The following is a 21,037-nucleotide window of genomic DNA, read 5'->3' as shown; positions in this document are numbered from 1 at the left end:
TTCTCCTATTGCTGCGGTACGGGAGGTTACTGCGGTGCAGGGACTGCGGCCTGCTTACGGCCGGTGGGACGCAGGAAGAGCAGCAGCACGGGTACGGCGTACGCGAACCAGACGAGGGTCTCGACGACGGTGGCCGTGGGCGTGATGTTGAACATGCCGGTGAGCAGGGCCGTGTACCAGGCGGACGGGTCGAGGGTGCCGCTGACGTCGTAGGCGAGGGTGTTGAGTCCCGGTAGGACGCCGGATTCCTGCAGGTCGTGGACGCCGTACTTGCCGATGCCGGCGGCGACCAGGATCAACAGCACGCCGGTGATGGTGAAGAAGACCGTGAGGTTGATCCGGACGGCTGTCGCGTACATCAGGATGCCGATCACGATCGCGGTGGCGATGCCGCCGAGCAGGGCCAGCAGCGGCCCGCCGTTGACGTTCGCGCCCTGCACCGCGGAGTAGAAGATCAGCGACGTTTCGAGTCCTTCGCGGACCACGGAGAGGAAGGCCATCACGGCGACCGCGATCGAGCCGACGGCGAGCGCGTCGGCGAGCCGGCCGCGCAGTTCACCGGCGATGGTGCGGGCGGCCCGTCGCATCCAGAAGATCATCCAGGTGACGAAGACGACGGCCAGGATGGACGTGATGGCCTCGAACAGCTCACGCTGGTCGTAGTCGCGCAGCAGGGTGGTGGAGGTGTAGCTGAGGAGCGCTCCGAACCCGACGGACAGGGCGACGGCGAGTCCGACGCCGGCCCAGACCTGGGGGAGCCGGTCCTTGCGGTCGGCTTTGACGAGGAAGGCGACCAGGATGCTGACCACCAGGGTGGCCTCCAGCCCTTCGCGTAGGCCGATGAGGTAGGTGGCGAGCATGAGTCCCTCTCAGCTGAGGCTTGCCTAACCTTGCTCCTACAGACTGTAGATTAGGGTTGGCTAGCCTCACTGTCCAGGGTCGTCCGCCCCACCTCGGGCGGGGTGATCAGTGCTGGAAGGTCGGTCGTCAGTCTTCGCTGAGCAGGCGGCGCAACAATTCCTCGTCACCGGGCTGAAGCGCGGCCACGAAACGCCGCAGCACACTTGCCCGATCCTGGCCGGCGCCGAGAGCCGCGTTCATCCGCTCGGCCGCCACCGACGCCTCGTCGGTGAGCGGCGCATACCGGAACGACCGCCCGTCGCGATAGCGGGCCGCCATGCCCTTGTCGTGCATGCGGGTCAAAATCGTCACCACCGTGCTGTACGACAACGGCAGCCGCAGCCGATCGAGCACGTCCCGTGGGGTGAGCGGCTCACTCGCGCCCACCAGGACACGCAGGATGTCGGCTTCGAGCGCCCCGGCCGGCCGGCGCGCCGGGTTCCCCTCGTCATCGTGCGGCACGCGCGAAGCATAACGGCGCATCGACATCCACCCGCACGAACGGGTGCCGGATCTTGCCGAAACCCGACAGCTCGAGTTTCGCCATTCGGGCAGCGACATTGCAGGTCAGGGCCGAAGCCGAAGTGAGTTCCTGGTCAGTGTCATCCTCAACGAGACTCCGCGAGATCACCGCGAGGCCCATGGCCGCCCAGGGGTGATGCCGGAAGCGGACTGCCGAGGACGGGTCCACCAGCCGGAGCGGTGGTCAGCGCACACGTTCGCCGATTGCGTGCGTCTGCTTCGCTCTGACGACGACCGGCGCACACGTTGTGCCGTCCGTGTGCGCCGGTCGTCGTCCCGGCGAGGGTGAAATCGCACGTTGCCGCATTGTGTGCGCTGGTCGTCGCGCGCCGGCGACCACGCCGGCCGAACACCGGCGACCGAGTCTGGCGGCCGCGCGCTGGCGACCGGCTGAAAGAGGTCAGTGGTGGGTGGGGTGCTCGTGTCCGGCGTGGCCGGCCGGCTCGAGCTGGAACGTGGAGTGTTCGACGTCGAAGTGGCCGGCCAGGCAGGTCTGCAACCGGTCGAGCAGTTGCGGGGCGTGGCCGTCGTGGAAGCACGAGTCGTCGACGACGACGTGGGCGGTCAGCACCGGCAGGCCTGACGTGACCGTGTAGACGTGCAGGTCGTGGACCCCGGTGACGTGGTCGAGTTCGGTGATGTGCTCGCGGATCTCGTCCAGGTCGACGTCGGCGGGCGCGGCTTCGAGCAGCACGTTGACCGCCTCGCGCAGCAGTTTCACCGCGCGCGGGGCGATGATCAGGCCGATCAGGATGGACACGATGGCGTCGGCGCGGGTGAAACCGGTCAGGGCGATCACCGCGGCCGCCGCGAGCACACCGACCGAGGTGACCGCGTCGGTCGCGACCTCCAGGAACGCGCCGCGCATGTTGAGGCTGGCCTCGCGGGCACGGTAGAGCAGGGCGACGCCGATCAGGTTGCCGGCCAGGCCGATCAGGGCGAAGATCGCCATCCCGCCGGCGGCGACCGGGGCCGGCTCGATCAGGCGACGGATGCCCTCGACGAAGACGTAGACGCCCATGCCGGCCAGCACGAGGCCGTTGACGGCGGCGGCGAGGATCTCGGCCCGCGCCCAGCCGAACGTGCGGCGTCCACTGGCGGGCCGGGCGGCCAGCAGGGTCGCGCCGAGGGCGAGGGCGACTCCGCCGGCGTCGGCGAGCACATGCCCGGCGTCGGCGAGCAGCGCGAGACTGCCGGTGATCGCGGCGCCGGCCACCTGGACCGCGAAGACGACCACGGAGACCCCGAGTGCGGCGGTCAGCGCCCCGCGGTGCTGCCCGGTGGCCGTGACCGCGCCGTGGTCGTGGCTGTGCCCGTGTCCCATGACCTGCCCTCTCGCTGAACCATGCTCATATGCGTACACCACTATATATCATCAGCAGTGCGCGCAGGCGCAGGCGTCGCCGCGCCAGGCCTCCCGGCCCTCCTTGATCGCGACGGCCGCGATGACCAGGGCGGCGACCGGGTCGGCCCAGGACCACCCGAAGACGCTGTTCAGAGCAAGACCGATCAACAACACCGCCGAGAGGTACGTGCACAGCAGCGTCTGCTTCGAGTCGGCGACCGCGGACCGTGACCCGAGTTCGCGCCCGGCCCGCCGCTGCGCGTAGGAGAGTCCCGGCATCACCGCGAGCGAGACGGCGGCCAGGACGAGCCCGATCGTGGAGTGCCCGGCCTCCGCCCCGCCGGCGAGCGCCCGCACGGATTCGACGGTGACGTAGGCGGCCAGCGCGAAGAACGAGACCGCGATGACCCGCAGCGCCGCCCTCTCCCGCCGCTCGGGGTCACGCCCGGAGAACTGCCATGCCACCGCGGCCGCCGACGACACCTCGATGATCGAGTCGAGCCCGAATCCGATCAGCGCCGTCGACGACGCGATCGTGCCCGCGGTGATGGCGACGACCGCTTCGACCACGTTGTAGGTGATGGTCGCCGCCACCAGCCATCGCACCCGCCGGGTCAGCACCGCACGCCGGTCCAGGGTCAGGCCGGTCATCAGCAGCAGCCCTTCCCGGCCGAGTCGGCGCAGATCTCCGGGTCGACGGCCAGCACCAGGCCGAGCAGGTCACCCAGCGCGTGCGCGAGCCGCGGATCGGCGAGCTCGTAGCGGACCCGGCGGCCCTCGGGCACGGCGACCACCAGTCCACAACCACGCAGACACGTCAGGTGGTTGGACAGTTTCTGCCGGGTGCAGCCGAGCAGATCGGCCAGCTCAGCCGGATAACCCGGCCCTTCACGTAGCGCGAGCAGCAGCCGGGCCCGGGTCGGGTCGGACAGCGCATGACCGAAACGGGCCAGCACCGAGCCGTGCGTCAACATCTCCATGCTCACGACAGTACAGCGAATTCTGTACTGTCGTGGGGTGGGGTCGTGGTTGAATGCGGCTCGTGGGAGTCGATACGCGTGAGGTCGAGCTGTTCGAGGGCGCCCGTCCACGTCTGGAGGCCATCGCGTATCGCCTGCTGGGGTCGGCCAGCGACGCCGAGGACGTCGTGCAGGACACCTATCTGCGCTGGCAGGCGGCCGATCGGGAGCTGATCGAGACGCCCGAGGCGTGGCTGACGAAGGTGCTCACCAACCTCTGCCTCAACCGGCTCACCTCGGCCCGCGCCCGCCGCGAGACCTACGTCGGTCAGTGGCTGCCCGAGCCGGTGCTCGCCGGCGACCGGATGCTCGGCCCGTCCGAGACCGCCGAGCAGCGTGAGTCGGTCTCGATCGCGATGCTCACGCTGCTGGAGCGGCTCGCCGCCCGGGAACGTGTCGTGTACGTGCTGCGGGAGGCGTTCGGCCACACCCACGCGGAGATCGCCGAACTGCTCGACCTGACCGAGGCCAACTGCCAGCAGATCCTCCGGCGGGCCCGGCAGCACCTGGCCGCCGACCGGCGCCGGGTCGAGGTCGATCCGGCGGCGGCCCGCAAGGTGGTCGAGGAGTTCCTGGCCGCGGCGCTCAGTGGCCGGACCGACAATCTGGTGCGCCTGCTCAGCGACGACGTGATCAGCGTCGGCGACGGTGGTGGCGTGGTCTTCTCGCTGCCTGAGCCGATCACCGGCGTGGTACGGGTGGCGCGTTTCCTGGCCGGCCTGTTCACGCCGAGCGAGGCCAGGTGGGCGATGATCGGCGGCCGCCCGGTGCTGTTCGCCGCGGTGGTCAACGGCATGCCCGCGCTGGTGCTGGAGGTCGAGGACCGGGTGGCCGGCGTGGTCACCCTGGATGTGACCGCGGACGGCATCGCGGCCGTCCACGCCCAGGTCAACCCGGCCAAGCTCGAACGCGTACGCCGGCAGTGGGCCGTCGCCGAACACGGGGCGCCACTCGCCGCCGACTGGTGACCTGGATCACCCTGCGAGGGTGTCAGGATTCCCGTCGCTCTCCGGTTCAAGAGGCGCCACGAACCGGAGAGAAAGCGAGCCAGCTATGCAGCGTCACATCGTCGTCCTCGGAGCCGGGTACGCCGGAGCCAACGCCGCCGCCCGCCTGGCGAAGCGGCTGCACCCCGCCGACACGCGGATCACCCTGGTCAACGCCGACGCCGAGTTCGTCGAGCGGGTCCGCATGCACCAGCTCGCGACCGGGCAGGACCTGAAGCCCCGCGCCCTGACCGACGTGTTCGCCGGCACCGGCGTGCGGGTGCGGATCGGCCGGGTCGCCGCGGTGGACGCGGACGCCCGTACCGTAAAGATCATCGACGCCGGCGGACCCGCCGAGATCGCCTACGACACCCTGATCTATGCCCTCGGCAGCGCCGCCGCCGACGGCGGCGGCGAGCACGCCTACGACCTTGCCGGAAAGCGGTCCGCGCAGCGGCTGCGCGACCGCCTGGCCGAGTTGGCCGCGGGCGATCCGGTGCTGGTGGTCGGCGGTGGCCTGACCGGCATCGAAGCGGTCACCGAGATCGCCGAGACCCGGCCCGACCTGCACGTCTCGCTGGCCGCCCGCGGCGGGCTCGGCGACTGGCTGGGGGAGAAGGCACAACATCATCTGCGTACGGCGTTCGACCGGCTCGGCATCACCGTGCTGGAGCACACCGCGGTCGAGGCGGTCGAACCCGATCACGTGACCACCGCCGGCGGCCGGTCGATCCCGGCGCTGGTGACGGTGTGGACCGCGGGTTTCGCCGTCCACCCGCTGGCCGCGGCGACCACTCTCGACGTCTCGGCGACCGGGCAGATCGTCGTCGACGACACCATGCGGTCGGTCTCGCACCCCGACGTGTACGCCGTCGGCGACGCCGCGCAGGCCCACGGCGTGAACGGCACCCCACTGCGGATGTCGTGCGCGTCGGGGGTCCCGTCGGCGTACCACGCGGCCGACGCCATCGCCGCCCGCCTGACCGGCCGCCCGGTCCCGCCGAACCGGATCGGCTACACCGCCCAGTGCATCAGTCTCGGCCGCCGCGACGGCATCGTGCAGTGGGTGACCCCGGACGACAAGCCCAAGCCGTCCGCAGTCACCGGCCGGTCGGCCGCCCGCGTCAAGGAGCTGATCTGCCGGGCCGCGGCCTGGAGCATGTCCCACCCGACCTCGATGCTCCCGTCCCGTCGCCGCCGCATCCACCCGGCCACAGCGCCGGCGCCGGTCGCCGTCTGACCGGACGACCTGCCTGCCCGCACCGAGTGACGCGACCGTCCGAGGGCCTGCCGCCGGGCCCTCGGAAATTCGGTTTGGTGATCTTGGATCCTTGCTGGTGTGCCGTACCGTCAACCTTCAATTGCGCTGAGGAGTGGCACCGGTGGGAGAGTTCGTCGAGTTCCTGATGATCCATCCCGCTCTGGTGGAGCGGCCGGACCGCGTCCTCATGGTCGCCGGAGCCTTCGCTGTGGTGGGAGTCCTGGCCCTCGTCGCCCGCACGCGTCGGCTGCCGATCGCATCCCGGTCCTGGCCCTGCTTCGCGGTGGCCGTCCTGTGGGTGCTCTACGCCCTGTGGGAAGCCCACCTGACGGGTAAGGGCTTCAACATCCGGGTCGACCTCCTGCTTCTTCACCCCTTCCTGTCGCTGCTCTCGATATCGGCTCTGGTCAGCGTGCTGTGGCGCTCGCGAGTCCGCACTCCCGCCACCTCGGCCGAAGCCGTCCCGTAAGCCGGCAGCGGGTCCCACGAAACGGCCGTCCGGGTCTTGGTGAAATGCGCCTTTCGCATCGATGGAAATTGTGGGAACGTTTGCACGGCACTGTCACACGTGGCCTTCCGGCCGCGTCCATCGGGAGGAGAGGCCACGCGTGAGCCTGCCGACGAGAGTCCTGCAGATCGGTGCGGGCAACTTCCTGCGCGGGTTCGCCGACTGGATGATCCAGAAAGGCAACGACGCCGGAGTCCTGCACCATGGCGTGGCCGTCATGCGCGTGACCCCGCGCCACGACCCGCAGGCGGACCGGATCACCGGCGGCTTCAACGTGGTGCTCGACGGCACCCGGGACGGCGTGCCGTTCACCGAGACCACGCGCGTCGACGTGGTCCGGCAGTACGCCAGCGCCCACGACGACTGGGACGCCTGCCTCGCCATCGCCCGGCAGCCCGACCTGCGCCTGGTCGTCTCCAACACCACCGACGCCGGCATCGTCTACCTCGACGAGGACCCTGCCGCCCGGCCGCCGGCCTCCTTCCCGGCCAAGATGACCGCGTTGCTGCACGAACGCTGGCGGCACTTCGACGGCGACCCCGGCCGGGCGCTGTCGTTCCTGCCGTGCGAGCTCATCGAGGACAACGGCCAGGCTCTGCGGGCCGCGATCCTGCGGCACGCCCGGCACGCCACCTTCGCATCCGGCTTCGAACACTGGATCGCCGGCCACTGCCGGTTCTACGACACCATGGTGGACCGCATCGTCCCCGGCACCGTCGAGCCCGGCGGCCTCGACGTCCGCGCCGAGCACTACGCGAGCTGGGCGATCGCCGGCGACGACGCGATCCGCCACGAGTTCCCCCTCGACCGGGCCGGCCTGCCGGTTGAGTTTCTGAGCGACGTTCGCCCGTACCGCCAGAAGAAGGTCTCGATCCTCAATGGCGCGCACACCGCACTGGCCGCCGTCGCACCCGCCCTGGGCTGCCGAAGCGTCAGCGAGGCGATGGCCCATCCGGTCGCCGGCGGTTATGCGCGCCGCCTGCTCACCGACGAGGTCCTGCCGGCTCTGCCGGGAAAGCCCGCGGACCTTCAGCGGTACGCCGAAGCCATCCTCGAACGCATCGCCAACCCCGCCCTGGATCACCGGCTGGCCGACATCGCCCTCAACGCCACCGCCAAGTGGCAGACCCGCAACCTGCCGGTCTGGCGTGCCACCGGGACCGCGCCGCTGACCACGTTCGCCCTGGCCGCGCTGCTCACCGGATACGCCGGGGCGCTCGGTGACGTGCCGGTGCGCGACGACGCGGACGTGGTGGCCCGGATCCGGGCCGGCTTCGACCCGGCCGATCCGCTGCGGTGGGTCGCCGGGACGCTGCGCACGCTGGGCTGGGATCTGTCCGATCCGGAACGGGACCGGCTCGCCACCCAGACCGCCGAGCAGGTCCGCAGACTGCTCGATCTCGGCCCGGAGAAGGCGCTCCTAAGCTGACCCGGTGCTGTTACGTGAGCTGGAATATCTCGCCGCCCTGGCCCGGGAGCGGCACTTCGCCCGGGCGGCGGCCGCCTGTCACGTGTCGCAGCCCTCGCTGTCGGCCGCCATCCGGCGGCTGGAGCACGATCTCGGCGTACCCATCGTGCAGCGGGGCAGGCGTTTCGCCGGGCTGACGCCGGAGGGCGAGCGGGTGCTGCGGTGGGCGCACCGGATCCTCGCCGACGCCGAAGCGCTGCGCCAGGACCTGTCGGCGATGCGCGACGGGCTGACCGGCACGCTGCGGCTCGGCGCCATCCCGACCGCGCTGACCGCCGCGTCGCTGCTGACCACGCCACTGTGTGCCGGGCATCCGCGGGTCCGGGTGTCGCTGGAGTCGGTGTCGTCGCCGCAGGTGGCCCGGCTGCTGTCGGAGTTCGAGATGGACGTCGCCCTCACCTATCTGGAGGACGAGACCCTGACCGGCATGCGGACGATCCCGCTGTACGAGGAACGCTACCTGCTGCTGACCCCGGACGACGGGACGTACGCCGACCGGGACGCCGTGACCTGGGCGGAGGTGGCCACCCTGCCGCTGTGCCTGCTCAGCCCACGGATGCGGAACCGGCGCATCCTCGACGAACTGTTCGCAGCCGAAGGCGCCGTGCCGGTCCCCGCGGTCGAGACCGACACCGTCGGCGCCCTGTACGCCCACATCGCCACCCACCAGTGGTCCACGGTGATCGCGCACGCCTGGTTGCAGACCTTCGGCGTGCCGGACGGCATGCGGATCATCCCGATGCGCGGCCAGCCCCGCCGCCCCCGGATCGGCCTGGTCCTCGCCGAACGTGACTTCGAACCGGCCCTGATCCGCGCGCTGCTGGACGTGGCCGGCCGGGTCGACCTGCGTGGGCAACTCGACACCCTGGTGAAGCGGCATCTCCAGCGCAGATAGCCACCGTCTATCAACCGATAGCGACTAACGCTTTGACCAGCGGCTATGCCCGGCCCGACGGTGGAACGACATTCCTCCACCACCGAAGGAGCCGCCACCATGGCAAAGGTGCTGTGCGTGCTGTACGACGACCCGGCCGACGGATACCCGACCGCGTACGCCCGTGACGACATCCCGCGCATCGACAGCTACCCCGGCGGGCAGACCGCGCCCACACCCGCCGGCATCGACTTCACTCCCGGGCATCTGCTCGGCAGCGTCTCCGGCGAGCTCGGGCTGCGCCGCTTCCTCGAGGCGGCCGGGCACACCCTGGTCGTGACCAGCGACAAGGACGGCGACGGCTCGGTGTTCGACCGCGAGCTGGCCGACGCCGACGTGGTGATCTCGCAGCCGTTCTGGCCCGCCTACCTGACCGCCGACCGGATCGCCCGGGCCCCGAAGCTGAAACTGGCGATCACCGCCGGCATCGGCTCCGACCACGTCGACCTCGACGCCGCGATCGCCCACGACATCACGGTCGCCGAGGTCACCTACTGCAACAGCATCAGCGTCGCCGAACACGTCGTCATGATGATCCTCGGCCTGGTCCGCAACTACCTGCCGGCACACCAGGTGGTCCGGGACGGCGGCTGGAACATCGCCGACTGCGTCGCCCGCTCTTACGACCTTGAAGGCATGCACATCGGTACGGTCGCCGCCGGCCGCATCGGACTGGCAGTGCTGCGCCGGCTGCACCCGTTCGACGTGCAGCTGCACTACACCGACCGCCACCGGCTGCCGGCCGAGGTGGAGAACGAGCTGGGCCTGATCTGGCACGAGTCGGCCGCCGACATGGTCCCGCACTGTGACGTCGTCACCGTCAACGCGCCGTTGCACCCGGAGACCGAGGGCCTGTTCGACGAGAAACTGATCGCCACGATGAAACGCGGCACGTACCTGATCAACACCGCGCGCGCCAGGATCGCCGACCGGGACGCCGTCGACCAGGCGCTGCGGTCCGGCCACCTCGCCGGTTACGCGGGCGACGTCTGGTATCCGCAGCCGGCCCCGGCCGACCACCCGTGGCGCAGCATGCCGCACCACGGGATGACCCCGCACATCTCCGGCTCGTCGCTGTCCGCGCAGGCCCGCTACGCGGCTGGCACCCGCGAGATCCTGGAGAACTGGCTGGCCGGCACCCCGATCCGCGACGAGTACCTGATCGTCGACGGAGGCGCCCTGGCCGGCACCGGCGCTCACTCCTACTCCACCACCACACCGTCCTGACCGACGGCTTGCTGCTTCTTCTCGAAGGAGAGCTGGTTGTAGGGCGAGTCGCTGTAGGAGTCGATCTCGACATAGCCGCTGCTGCGGTAGAGCGCTATCGCTTCGCCCAGCGTGCGGTGGGTTCCGAGCCGGATGGTGTCGACGCCTTGAGTCGCGGCGTCGGTTTCCAGCCGGTGCAGGAGGCGTCGGCCCAGGCCGAGCCCGCGTGCCTTGGCATCGATCCACAGGTGCCGGATCTCCGCGGTGCGCGGGCCCAGCCGGGACCAGGCGCCGCAGCCGATCGGTTCGCCGTGTTCGCGGGCCAGCAGCAGGCGGCCGGTCAGGTCTTCGGGCCTGGTCAGGGTCGCCTGGTCGTAGCCTTCCGGGAAGAGTGCCGCCAGTTCGGCCGCATACCGCTTCAGGCAGCGCCACGCCTCCGGATCGTCGGCCGGCACGGGCGTGATCGTGATGGTCGCCAGGCGGAGCAGTCGCCGGACCTGCTTCTGGGCGGCCGCCAGCTCCTCCTGCTGCTCGGGGTCGAGCCCACCGAGCAGGGCGACGACGTCGGCGCGTGATCGCTGGTCGAGCGTGTCACGTTCCCGCCGGCCGGCCTCGGTGAGCTCGGCGATCCTGGCGCGGCCGTCGCCGGGATGGGGGACGACCTGGACCAGGCCCTGCTCCTCCAGGCCGCGCAGAAGCCTGCTCAGGTAGCCCGAGTCGAGACCGAGCTGGTCACGCAGCTCGCGAAGATCCCGCCGGTCGCCGATCTCCCAGAGCAGCCGGGACGGGCCGAGCGCCCGGTCACTGCCGAGGTAGCTGTCGGTGAGCAGGCCCAGGCGCTGGGTGTAGAAGCGGTTGAAGTCGCGTACCTGGTCGATCAGATCCAGCTCCATCCGCCGAGATTACCTGACCTAGGTCAGGTAATTCTCCCGATCTTGTGGAGTTCGGCGAGACGGGTGTGCCCCTCGAGTTTCGCCATTTCGGATCGTTTCGGGCGACGACCAGCGCACACAATGCGGCAATGTGCGATTTCACCCTCGCCCCAACGACAACAGGCGCACACGGACGGCACAACGTGTGCGCCCGTCCCCGTCAGAGCGAAGCAGGCGCACACGATCGGCGAACGTGTGCGCTGACCACCGCTGCGGCCGCGGGCACACCCTCGGCGGTGCGTCGTCTAGCGGTGCCAGAAACGGCGTTTCCGGGGGCGGGGAGGGGGTGCGGGCTGCTCGTCGCCGGTGTCCGAGGCCGCGCGAGCCAGGGCCGCGGCTGCGACCGCGCGGTCCTCGGGACGACAGCCCGGCGTGACGAGCATCAGGTGGGCCAGCGACTCCTCGATCGTGACCAGCCGGTCGGCCGCCACGGCCGCGTCAAGCCGGGCCCGGACCAGTTCGCGCACCTCAGGGCGCCGACCGGGGTCCCGGAAGGCGGCTGTCACCAGGGCGAACAGTGCCGCGTCGGAAACCCAGTCCTCGACACCGAAGGCGAGGTCGACCAGAACCGCCCGCCGTGTCGACTCCGGCCACGGCTCGTCCTCGCGGTGGCGCAGAATGCCGAGACAGGCCCAGGGCTGTAGCAGGCGGAACCAGTACGCCGGCGTCGATTTCGCCAGGTGCTCCCACCGGGGCATGGCAGGCGGCCCGGGAAGGTGGGCGAGCAGCCCGAGAAGTTGCTCCAGCGGCACCTCGCCGAGGGGTGCGGCCTGAACGAAGGCGGAGAGTGGCGACGCCCACGGCTCCCCGCCGACCTTGTGCAGGGTCCGGATCGCGGCATCCGACGGTGCCGGAACTGCTGGTGTCGGCTCGCTGCCCGCGTACCGCCAGACCGCATGTCGGCCGTTGCGCAACGGCAACCGGATGTCGGGTTCGGGGAAGTCGCCGACACCTATCTCCACCGGTCCGGTGATCCGCCGGCAGGCGGTCATCGCGCTGGGCGGCTCGGCTGCGGACAGGCCCAGCTCGGTCACTTCGAGATCCTCGCCCCGGGCGCGCCGGGCCCCGACCTCGTTGGCCACGTTGATGATGGCCTCACTCGGCATCGGCACCCAGTTGAGCCAGGTCCGCCGTGAACCGGCGAGCGCCACCAGAACGTCGGTCATCTCGCACGGGTGCGGATCGTCGAGCACCGCGACCAGGTCTGCGACGTCCCTGGAGGCTCGGAAGCGGATCGCGTGCCGGGCCGCGTCCTGATGCGCGAATCCCGGGTCGTCGGCCATCTGCCGCAGGTCGGCATCCACATCGCCGGAGAGCATGGCGAGGAGCCTAGCCTGCCGTCGAACCCGTAGACCCGAAATCCGCTCACACCGCGAGCTGACGCGTGTCACGTATAGATCGCCAACTGACCGGCGTCTATTCGCTTGCCGGCAGTGAATCGGCCGGGGCGACGATGGCGTAGGCCGAGAGCACGTCGGATTGGTTTCCCCGCAGGTCGACGATGATCGGTTCGGCTGGCAGGTCACCGATGCCGTTGACCGTCACCTCCCCGTCGCAGGGAACGTCAGTGGTGACCATCGCATCGTCGGAGGCGCCGGGCTTGCCGCTGCGCACCTCGACCGACAGCGTCTTTCCCGGTGTCGTCGACGAACAGGCAGCCTGCACCGCGTATTCCAGTCCGGCACGCGCATTGCGGCGCAGGACGGTCTGGTTGTCGGGGTGACCGTCGTTCTGGGCGAGTACCCGCCGAGACAGCTCACCGGCAACCTCGGAGGGCGGCTGGAGACGAACGGGTGGTGTGCTGGTGGAATCGGCGGTGACCGGGGAGGGCGCGTCCGCACTGTGGGGCGGAGTGGTCGGCGTCGGATGGTTCGTACATCCGGCGAGTGCGGCGGCCGTTAGCAGAGCGAAAAGCACGGCTGTCTGCCGAGAACCTGACATGGGCACATGGTGCCAACCGGCGGCAAGCCGGCCACGACCACCGCCGGACAGCAGCCGATGTGAGCGCATTCAGGAGCGAAGAGCCTTGCCATACCAGACTTCCATGTACGGTCCTGAGCAGTACGCCGGTATCTCGACGTAACCGTGGCGCTGGTAGAGCGATCTCGCCTCGATCAGGTCAAGGCGGGTGTTGAGAACCATCGTTCCCAGGCCGAGTTCGTGTGCCATGCCCTCCAGCTTCTCCAGCAGGAGGTCAGCGCCGCCACGGCCGCGGAACTCGGGGCGCACATAGATCCGGGTGAGTTCGGCGCGTTCCTGATCGAGTACCAGGAACCCGCCGCACGCGACCGGCTCGCCCGAGTGGCGGCCGACGACGAACCCACCCGACGGGGGGACGAGCCGCTCAGCACCGTCGCCGGTCAGTCCCTGATCGATCTCCTCGTCGGTGGCGGGTCGTCGCCAGTACCTGCCGGCGACCTCCGCGTAGTAGTCCCGGCGCAGGCCTCGGGCGTCGGGCGAGTCGAACGCCTCAGGTGTCACGATCCACGAAGTCACCACTATTTCTATCCCGCCGGCCTCATGTTCGAAGCGGTGTGGTGCGGTGGATCTGTCCGATCTACTGTCGGTCGGTGACTGACAAAATGGATCGCAAGCCGGTCAGGCAGCTTCGTCTCGTTGTCGAGGCGGAGGACTTCGCCGAGGCGGTGAGCTTCTACCGGGACGTGCTGGGCCTTCCCGAACAGGCCGCCTTCGCCGGTGAGGGTGACGCCCAGGTCGTGATCCTCGACGCCGGGCGGGCGACCTTGGAGATCGCCAACCTGGCGCAGAAGCGGATGATCGACGACGTCGAGGTCGGGCGTCAGGTGGCGCCGCGCATCCGGGTCGCCTTCGAAGTCGACGACACGGTCGCGCGCACCGCCGAGGCCACGGCGGCCGGTGCCACCGAGCTGGCGCCGCCGACGCGTACACCCTGGAATTCGCTCAACTCCCGGCTTGAAGCGCCGGCCGAGCTCCAGATCACGTTGTTCCAGGAGCTGGCGCCCCAGCACACCGTCGACCTCCACCGGCTCGTGAGTGCTTTCGACGAGGCCGAGTCACGCGGCGACACGGATTCGCTGGATGCCCTGCTCGCCGAGGACTTCCGGTCCATCGGCGAGCAGGGCTTCGTACTCGACAAGGGTCAATGGCTGGGCAAGTTCGCTGAGTTCTCCTACGAGAGCCTGGAGAGCAGTGACATCGAGATCTCCGGCTATGGCCACGCGGCCGTCGTCAGGTGTGTCCAGCGGAGCCGCTCGACCTGGCGCGGGCAGCCGATGGCGTTGACCGTCCGGGTCAGCCAGACCTGGGTCGAGCTGGCCGGGGGCTGGCGGCTGGCCGGCATCCAGTTCAGCGCTCTCGGAAATGATTGACGGCCTCGGCGAAGCAATCACGCGCCCACGTGGATGCCGGGGCGGCGGTCCGGGTCGTCCTCGTGTTCGCGGATGATCTCGCGGGTCACCGGAGCCGTGTCGCCTCGGCCGAGCAGGAAGTAGCGGACCATGTGGACCAGCGGGCTGCCCTCGGCCCAGGCGAAGTGGCAGTGCGGGCGGACCCCTGTGGTGTCGCGCAGCGCGAGCAGGATCGCGGCGATGGCGTTCGGGGCGGCCGGCGCCTCGGCACGCAGAATGCGGTGGCCGGCGACCTCGACCCCGTGGACCGTGAGGGTTTCGCTGAACGCGGACGGGTCGACCACGTCGATCTCCAGGAAGATCACATCGGCGGTGCCGGGTACCGGATTGTCGCCGCGCTGTTCGTGTTCCTTGGCGAGGTATTCCGCGGCGTCACCGGCCTGACGGCGGTTGGCGATCAGGGTGATCCGGCCGTCGTACGCGATGGTGTCGGTGATGAACCGGCGAGCGTCGTCGTCGAACTCGATGTGGTCGGCGCGCAGTTCGGTGGTGCGGGAGACCCGCGAGATCAGTGACACGACGATGATGCCGGCGATGAACATGGCGGAGATCGCCAGGCCGTCCGGCTTGTCGAGGACGTTCTCCACCAGCGCATAGCAGAGGATCGCGGTGAGCAGCCCGAACCCGGTGCCGGCGAGCGGCTGCCCGGCGCGGAAGGCGGTCACCGTGACGGCGAACGCCCCGGAGACCATCATCGCCAGGATGCCGGTGGCGTACGCGCCGGCCTGGGCGTCGACGTCGGCCTCGAAGGCGATGGTGATCGCGACGCTGATGATCGTGTAGACGAGCACGACCGGCCGCACCGCGCGACCCCACTCCGGGGCCATGCCGTAGCCGGGCAGGTACCTGGGCACGATGTTGACCAGCCCGGCCATCGCTGACGCCCCGGCGAACCACAGGATGAGTACGGTGCTGATGTCGTAGACGGTGCCGAAGACCTCACCCAGCTGCTCGTGCGCCAGCCACGCCAGGGCACGGCCGTTGGCGGCGCCGCCCTCGGCGAACTCGGCCGCCGGGATCAGCACGGTGGTGACCAGGCTGCTGGCCAGCAGGTAGACGCTCATGATCAGTGCGGCGCCGGTGAGCAGCTTGCGGGTGTTGTGGATCCGGGAACGCAGCCGCTGCTCGTCGTCGTCGCCGGTGGTGGCGACCAGCGGCATCATGCTGACGCCGGTCTCGAAGCCGGACAGGCCGAGCACCAGCAGCGGGAACGCGAGCACCGCGGGCACGATCAGATCACCGAGGCCGCCGCCCGCGGTGAGCGCAGTCGTCCAGCCCGACCATGCGCCGGGCGTCGTGATGATCTCACCGATCCCGACCGCGATGATCACGGCGTTGAGGCTGAGGAACACCGCCACCAGCGGAATGGCGACGCTGACCGCCTCGCTGAAGCCGAGCAGGAACACCCCGCCAAGGAGCAGGAGCAGAAACACTGTCAGCGGTACGGCGTACCCATGCAAGGCTTGTGGGGTGTGTGGGTTCTCCAGCAGGTGCAGGCTGGCGTCGGCGGCCGACAGGGTGATCGTGATGATCCACGACGTGGCGACGAATCCGAGCAGGACCAGCACGAACACCTTGCCCCGCCAGAACGGGAGCAGCCGTTCGAGCATCGCCACCGACCCGGCGCCGTGCGGGCTCTCCTTGGCCACCCGCCGGTACATCGGCAGCATCCCGAGCAGGGTCAGCACCACGATGATCAGGGTGGCCAGCGGCGACACGACGCCGGCGGCCGCGGCGGCGATCGCCGGCACGTAGGCGAGGCTGGAGAAGTAGTCGACGCCGGTCAGGCACATCACCTTCCACCAGGCGTGCTGCTCGGCGTGTGCCTCACCGGCGGCCGGGCCGACCGGCTGGACCTGGTGCCTGAGCAGCCACCTGGCCAGGGGTCCGCCGCGCTGCGGGCGCTGGGCCGGGGTGTCCACGATGGCGGGGATCGCGTACGTGGACGGGGCGTGACCCGGATCCGTCGGCGCGGCGTCGTCGGTGATCTCCATGGCTGAACTGTCGCCGACGCCACGGGGGAGTGCCCGTCGGCGGGCGTCAAAAAAGCGTTAACAAAACCGGGCCGGTCAGATGTCGAGGTCCTCCACCGACGGCTCGTCGTGGATGGTGCGCAGCGCGAGGGTGTAGAGCTCCGGCGGCAGCAGCGGTTCGAGCTCCTCGGCGGTGTCGACGACGGTGAAGTCGGCCTGGGCGGGGGTGCGCATCCAGGCCTGGTCGGGGGACCAGTCGCCGATCCAGCCGCGCCAGCCGGTCGACCACTTGCGGCTGCGCTCGGCGTTGGGCCCGACCGGGATGTGCAGTTCGGAACGGGAGTGGTGCACGGCGAAGCGGCCTTTGCCGGTGCGGAACAGCGAGTAGGTCTCGTCGCCCTCGTTGCCGGACGCGGTCCATTCGCCGAGGGCGACGCCGAGGAACCGTTTGATCGACGAGTTGCCGACGCCGACCTTCACGGTGATCTCGTCGAACCCGGATCGTTTGGCCCGCTCGATCTCGACCAGACGGCGCAGGGCGGTGACGATGGCGCCGGAGAGGTTTCCCCCGGTCAGTTCCTGGGCCTGCTGGAGCAGGGGCAGGTCGTCGTCGGCGATGTAGATGGTCTTGTTCGGCATTCGTCTCACCTCTGGACAGGAGTGTACTCATACGTGTACGACTACGTACATGCATACGTACACGGAACCGCCGGTGGAGGTCGAGGATCTCGCTGTCACCTACGGCCGGGTCACCGCCCTGGCCGGGCTGAGTCTGCGGATCGAGGCCGGCACCGTCATGGGTGTCCTCGGCCCCAACGGAGCAGGCAAGACCACCCTGATCAAGGTGCTTTCCACACTCCTCCGGCCGAGCCGCGGCACGGCCCGGGTGATGGGACACGACGTCGTGCGGGACCCGCTGCCGGTGCGCCTGGCCATCGGGCTCGCCGGGCAGTACGCCGCCGTCGACCCGGAACTGACCGGCCGGGAGAACCTGGAGATGGTCGGCCGCCTCTACCGGCTGCCCCGCGCCGAGGCCCGTCGCCGAGCCGGCGAGGTCCTCGAACGCTTCGATCTCACCGCCGCGGCGGACCGCCGGGCCGGCACCTACTCCGGTGGCATGCGACGCCGGCTCGACCTGGCCGCCAGCCTCACCGGCCGTCCACCGGTGCTGCTGCTCGACGAGCCGACCACCGGCCTCGACCCGCGTTCGCGCCAGGAGCTGTGGGCCATCGTGGACGAACTCCGCACCGAGGGAACCACCGTGCTGCTCACCACCCAGTACCTGGAGGAGGCCGACCGGCTCGCCCAGCGCATCGCCGTCGTCGACGCCGGAACAGTGATCGCCGAAGGCGCCCCGGCAGAGCTCAAGGCCGGCGTCGGCACCGACATCCTGCGGGTCCGGCTCGCCGAGCCGGGCACCCTCACGGCCGCGACACCGCTGCTGGCCGACCTCGCCGCCGCGGGCACGGCCGTCCTTTCCGACCCGTCAAACAGCGAGTTGACGGTACGGGTCGCCCGGCCCGACGCCTCGGTCGAGGCGCTACGGCGTCTCGACGACGGAGGGCTGCGCGTGGCCACGATCCAGGTCACCCAGCCCAGTCTCGACGACGTGTTCCTGACCCTGACCGGCCGTACCGCCACCACCGAGGAGTCCCGATGACCGTCACCCAGGCCCGTCCCGGTCTGACCGCGCACGCCGGACGGCAGCGGCTGACTCCCGCCGCGGTGCTGCACGACAGCCGGGTGCTGGCCGGCCGTCAGCTGCGCAAGACCCTGCGCCGGCCCACCTACATCGTGTTCTCGTTCATCCAGCCGGTGATCTTCGTGCTGCTGTTCCGCTACATCTTCGGCGGCGCGATCGACACCGGCGCCACCTCCTACGTCAACTTCCTGATGCCCGGGATCATCGTGCAGACCGCGGTGTTCGGCGCTCTGGTCACCGGGCTCGGCCTGACCGAGGATCTCGGCAGCGGTGTCGTGGACCGGCTGCGGTCACTGCCGATCGCGCGTTCGGCGGTGCTGCTCGGCCGTACCGCAGCGGATCTGATCATGAATGTCCTGACCTTGATCGTGATGATCGGTGTCGGGCTCCTGGTCGGGTTCCGGCCCACCCAGCCGGCCTGGCAGTTGGCGGCGGCGTTCGTGCTGGTGCTGGTGTTCTCGTTCGTCTTCTCGTGGATCAGCGCGTGGATCGGGCTGTCGGTGCGCAACCCGGAGACCGCCCAGTCGGCCGGTTTCATCTGGGTGTTCCCGCTGACGTTCGCCTCGTCGGCGTTCGTGCCGACCGAGACCATGCCCGGCCCGGTGCGGGTGTTCTCCGAGCACAACCCGGTCACGCTCGTCGTCGACGCGGTCCGCGGCCTGACCATCGGCGGCGTCGCCCCGGCCGGTCCCGCGGCCGGCGCGGTGCTCTGGTTCGCGGGCCTGCTGCTGATCTTCGTGCCGCTCACCGTGCGAGCGTTCCGCCGAGCCTGACGCCGTCCACGAGCCGGCTCCTAACGGCCGAGCCGGACCGGGAACGCCGGTGTGCCTGTGGTGAGCAGGGCCGTCAGCGGTGTGCCGAGGTCGCGGGGCGAGAACAGGTCAGGGCCGGTGTAGGCGACGATCTCGGCGAGCGGCCACCAGCGAAAGCCGGCCAGGTTCTCGTCGTGGGCGAGCCGCCGACAGTAGTCAGCCGACGTGCCCGTGTGGTGAACCCGTCAGCAGGCGGATCGCTTAGGCATTTCTTAAGTGGGACTGCTTGAAACTTCAATGACCTGGACCCTAGGTTCACTTCAACAGTTGAGTGATCCGAAGGGGCTTCGCCATGACCGAGACCGCCGCACCCGTTCGCCGCGCCACCTGGAAGGCCACGCTCGCCGCCGCTGCCATCGGTGCGGCCGGTGGCCTGATCGTCAACACGGTGATCGCCACCGCCGCCCGTGCGATGGGCGCCCCGGACGAGTTCCAGCAGCTCACCCTGGCGGTGTATGGGCCACTCACGGTGATCGGCGCGCTGATCGCCGCCGTCGCGTGGCGGCTCATCGTCAACCGCAGCCGCAACGCCGCCGGTGTGCTGCGGATCCTCGTGCCGGTCGTGCTGGTGCTCTCGCTCATCCCGGACGTGCTGCTGCTGTCCTCGAAGTCGCAGCCGGGCACCACCACCGGCGGCGTGATCGCGCTGATCCTCATGCACTTCGGGGTCGCCGTCGCCGCGGTCCCGGCCTTCCAGCGGCTGATGCCGCCGCAGACAAACTCTTGATCTTCGGCTGCGGACCGGTCAATATGTCCGCGGCTGTCACCCATCCACGGACTTCGACCGCCGTTCCCCATCGTTGATCCACGCGGACCAGCCGAATCCCTCTTCAGGCCACCCCGCAAGGAGCACCTCCGGCATGGCATCGAACCATCCCCACACCGGCATCCGCCGGTTCGTCACCGTCACGGTCAGCGCGTTCGCCCTGGTCGTCGCCACCTCGGCGGCGGCCTTCGCCGCGCCGCCGACCGAACTGCCCGGCAACGCCGACATCCTGGAACGGACCTGGCAGCCGGCGTACGACTACGACACGGACGGCTGCTACCCGACCCCGGCGATCGGGCCGGACGGCACCGTCAACGGTGGCCTCAACCCGACCGGCTCGCTCAGCGGCGAGTGCCACGACACGTCCGACCTGGACAACACCAACGGGTACGCCCGGTACCGGTGCAACAACGGGTGGTGCGCCATCGCGTACGGGCTGTACTTCGAGAAGGACCAGGCGCTCGCCAACAGCTCGATCGGCGGGCACCGGCACGACTGGGAGCACGTGGTGGTCTGGGTGCAGAACAACCAGGCCGTCTACGTGTCCACGTCGGCGCACGGCGAGTTCACCGTGCACCCGGCGAGCAGTGTCCTCTGGGACGGCACCCACCCGAAGATCGTCTACCACAAGGACGGCGCGAGCACGCACGCCTTCCGCCTCGCCGGTTCCGGCGACGAGCCGCCGGAGAACGCCTACGGCGCCTGGCAGTACCCGTCACTGGTCGGCTGGAACGGATACCCCAGCACCACGATCCGCGACACGCTGAGCAACTACGACTTCGGCAGCGCCAACTTCGGTCTCAAGGACGGCTATTTCGCCACCACCCTGACCCGGGCCATGCCGTCCGGGATCACCTTCGACCCGGGCTCCACCGCCACCAACGACCTCAAGCTGGTCAACCGGGCCACCGGCAAGTGCCTCGACGTGTACGACTGGTCGACCGCCGACGCCGGCGAGGTGCTCCAGTGGACCTGCACCGGCGGCGCTAACCAGCGCTGGCAGGTCGAGCCACTGGGCGACGGCACGAGCCGGCTCGTCAACGCCAACAGCGGCAAAGTCCTCGACGTGTGGAACTGCGGCACCGCCGACGGCACGAACATCGAGCAGTACACCTGGTGGAACAACGCCTGCCAGCGGTGGCAGCTGGTGGACACCGACAACGGCTGGTTCCGCCTGCTCAACCCGAACAGCGGCAAGGTCGCCGACGTCGCCGACTGCGGCAGCGCCGACGGCGTCGACGTCCGGCTCTGGACCTGGCTGGGCAACTACTGCCAGCAGTGGTCCTTGCAACCCTGACGCTAAAACCAGTCGGC

22 protein-coding genes are annotated in these 21,037 nt (G+C 69.9%); 11 read left to right on the top strand and 11 right to left on the bottom strand.

Annotation, left to right across the window (positions count from 1 at the left end):
* Positions 1-26: 26 nt before the first annotated feature.
* The 5 genes from efeU to AB0E94_RS39905 form a co-directional block, all read right to left on the bottom strand.
* Entirely contained in the window at positions 27-860 is an 834-nt protein-coding gene (gene efeU, locus AB0E94_RS39925; RefSeq protein WP_360337307.1) for an iron uptake transporter permease EfeU, read from the bottom strand.
* A gap of 127 nt (positions 861-987) precedes the next feature.
* Positions 988-1,362: a BlaI/MecI/CopY family transcriptional regulator gene (locus AB0E94_RS39920; RefSeq protein WP_360337305.1), complete on the bottom strand. Its 375-nt coding sequence runs from the start codon at positions 1,360-1,362 to the stop codon at positions 988-990.
* Positions 1,363-1,822: 460 nt separating this feature from the next.
* Positions 1,823-2,746, bottom strand: coding sequence for a cation diffusion facilitator family transporter (locus tag AB0E94_RS39915; RefSeq protein ID WP_360337303.1), 924 nt, complete (start codon positions 2,744-2,746; stop codon positions 1,823-1,825).
* A gap of 51 nt (positions 2,747-2,797) precedes the next feature.
* The gene (locus AB0E94_RS39910; protein WP_360337301.1) at positions 2,798-3,418 is read right to left on the bottom strand and encodes a cation transporter; all 621 of its coding nucleotides are present in this window, start codon (positions 3,416-3,418) and stop codon (positions 2,798-2,800) included.
* Positions 3,418-3,753: a metalloregulator ArsR/SmtB family transcription factor gene (locus AB0E94_RS39905; RefSeq protein WP_360337299.1), complete on the bottom strand. Its 336-nt coding sequence runs from the start codon at positions 3,751-3,753 to the stop codon at positions 3,418-3,420. The genes AB0E94_RS39910 and AB0E94_RS39905 overlap by 1 nt, the downstream gene beginning before the upstream one ends.
* A 47-nt stretch (positions 3,754-3,800) precedes the next feature.
* On the opposite strand from AB0E94_RS39905, the gene AB0E94_RS39900 reads away from it, so the two are divergent.
* The 6 genes from AB0E94_RS39900 to AB0E94_RS39875 all read left to right on the top strand — a co-directional run bounded on the left by AB0E94_RS39900 (position 3,801) and on the right by AB0E94_RS39875 (position 10,170).
* The gene (locus AB0E94_RS39900; RefSeq protein ID WP_360337297.1) at positions 3,801-4,754 is read left to right on the top strand and encodes an RNA polymerase sigma-70 factor; all 954 of its coding nucleotides are present in this window, start codon (positions 3,801-3,803) and stop codon (positions 4,752-4,754) included.
* An 85-nt stretch (positions 4,755-4,839) separates the two neighbouring features.
* Positions 4,840-6,012 carry an FAD-dependent oxidoreductase gene (locus AB0E94_RS39895; protein WP_360337295.1) on the top strand — a complete coding sequence of 391 codons (1,173 nt, stop codon included), beginning with the start codon at positions 4,840-4,842 and terminating at the stop codon, positions 6,010-6,012.
* A gap of 142 nt (positions 6,013-6,154) precedes the next feature.
* Positions 6,155-6,502 carry a hypothetical protein gene (locus AB0E94_RS39890; RefSeq protein ID WP_360337293.1) on the top strand — a complete coding sequence of 116 codons (348 nt, stop codon included), beginning with the start codon at positions 6,155-6,157 and terminating at the stop codon, positions 6,500-6,502.
* A 61-nt stretch (positions 6,503-6,563) separates the two neighbouring features.
* Positions 6,564-7,970 (top strand): tagaturonate reductase, encoded by a 1,407-nt coding sequence (locus AB0E94_RS39885; protein ID WP_360337291.1) that lies wholly within the window; start codon positions 6,564-6,566, stop codon positions 7,968-7,970.
* Between the two features lie 4 nt (positions 7,971-7,974).
* The gene (locus AB0E94_RS39880; protein ID WP_360337289.1) at positions 7,975-8,904 is read left to right on the top strand and encodes a LysR family transcriptional regulator; all 930 of its coding nucleotides are present in this window, start codon (positions 7,975-7,977) and stop codon (positions 8,902-8,904) included.
* Between the two features lie 99 nt (positions 8,905-9,003).
* Complete coding sequence (locus AB0E94_RS39875) at positions 9,004-10,170, top strand: NAD-dependent formate dehydrogenase (protein ID WP_360337287.1); 1,167 nt, start codon at positions 9,004-9,006, stop codon at positions 10,168-10,170.
* Here AB0E94_RS39875 and AB0E94_RS39870 read toward each other — a convergent pair.
* The 4 genes from AB0E94_RS39870 to AB0E94_RS39855 form a co-directional block, all read right to left on the bottom strand.
* Positions 10,146-11,042 (bottom strand): MarR family winged helix-turn-helix transcriptional regulator, encoded by an 897-nt coding sequence (locus AB0E94_RS39870; protein ID WP_360337285.1) that lies wholly within the window; start codon positions 11,040-11,042, stop codon positions 10,146-10,148. The genes AB0E94_RS39875 and AB0E94_RS39870 overlap by 25 nt on opposite strands.
* A 284-nt stretch (positions 11,043-11,326) precedes the next feature.
* A complete protein-coding gene (locus AB0E94_RS39865) occupies positions 11,327-12,400 on the bottom strand; it encodes a hypothetical protein (protein ID WP_360337283.1) in 1,074 nt (357 codons plus the stop codon).
* Positions 12,401-12,497: 97 nt separating this feature from the next.
* The gene (locus AB0E94_RS39860) at positions 12,498-13,091 is read right to left on the bottom strand and encodes a hypothetical protein (protein ID WP_360337281.1); all 594 of its coding nucleotides are present in this window, start codon (positions 13,089-13,091) and stop codon (positions 12,498-12,500) included.
* Positions 13,092-13,577 (bottom strand): GNAT family N-acetyltransferase, encoded by a 486-nt coding sequence (locus AB0E94_RS39855; RefSeq protein ID WP_360337279.1) that lies wholly within the window; start codon positions 13,575-13,577, stop codon positions 13,092-13,094. It lies immediately after the preceding gene.
* Positions 13,578-13,651: 74 nt separating this feature from the next.
* Here AB0E94_RS39855 and AB0E94_RS39850 point away from each other — a divergent pair, with 74 nt between their 5' ends.
* Positions 13,652-14,431, top strand: a complete 780-nt coding sequence (locus AB0E94_RS39850; RefSeq protein WP_360337277.1) for a DUF4440 domain-containing protein — start codon at positions 13,652-13,654, stop codon at positions 14,429-14,431.
* A 17-nt stretch (positions 14,432-14,448) separates the two neighbouring features.
* On the opposite strand, the gene AB0E94_RS39845 is transcribed toward AB0E94_RS39850, so the two are convergent.
* Complete coding sequence (locus tag AB0E94_RS39845; protein WP_360337275.1) at positions 14,449-16,464, bottom strand: amino acid transporter; 2,016 nt, start codon at positions 16,462-16,464, stop codon at positions 14,449-14,451.
* Positions 16,465-16,539: 75 nt separating this feature from the next.
* The gene (locus AB0E94_RS39840) at positions 16,540-17,082 is read right to left on the bottom strand and encodes an EXLDI protein (RefSeq protein WP_360337273.1); all 543 of its coding nucleotides are present in this window, start codon (positions 17,080-17,082) and stop codon (positions 16,540-16,542) included.
* Between the two features lie 49 nt (positions 17,083-17,131).
* Between AB0E94_RS39840 and AB0E94_RS39835 the strand changes: the two genes are divergently transcribed.
* The 4 genes from AB0E94_RS39835 to AB0E94_RS39820 all read left to right on the top strand — a co-directional run bounded on the left by AB0E94_RS39835 (position 17,132) and on the right by AB0E94_RS39820 (position 21,020).
* The gene (locus AB0E94_RS39835) at positions 17,132-18,103 is read left to right on the top strand and encodes an ATP-binding cassette domain-containing protein (RefSeq protein WP_360337271.1); all 972 of its coding nucleotides are present in this window, start codon (positions 17,132-17,134) and stop codon (positions 18,101-18,103) included.
* Positions 18,100-18,918 (top strand): ABC transporter permease, encoded by an 819-nt coding sequence (locus AB0E94_RS39830; RefSeq protein WP_360337269.1) that lies wholly within the window; start codon positions 18,100-18,102, stop codon positions 18,916-18,918. The genes AB0E94_RS39835 and AB0E94_RS39830 overlap by 4 nt, the downstream gene beginning before the upstream one ends.
* A gap of 331 nt (positions 18,919-19,249) precedes the next feature.
* Positions 19,250-19,684: a DUF6069 family protein gene (locus AB0E94_RS39825; protein ID WP_360337267.1), complete on the top strand. Its 435-nt coding sequence runs from the start codon at positions 19,250-19,252 to the stop codon at positions 19,682-19,684.
* Positions 19,685-19,817: 133 nt separating this feature from the next.
* Positions 19,818-21,020: an NPP1 family protein gene (locus AB0E94_RS39820; RefSeq protein ID WP_360337265.1), complete on the top strand. Its 1,203-nt coding sequence runs from the start codon at positions 19,818-19,820 to the stop codon at positions 21,018-21,020.
* Positions 21,021-21,037 lie beyond the last annotated feature (17 nt).

It is taken from the genome of Actinoplanes sp. NPDC026670, from assembly GCF_040638175.1.
GTDB lineage: Bacteria > Actinomycetota > Actinomycetes > Mycobacteriales > Micromonosporaceae > Actinoplanes.
This window is presented reverse-complemented; position numbering and strand designations above follow the sequence as displayed.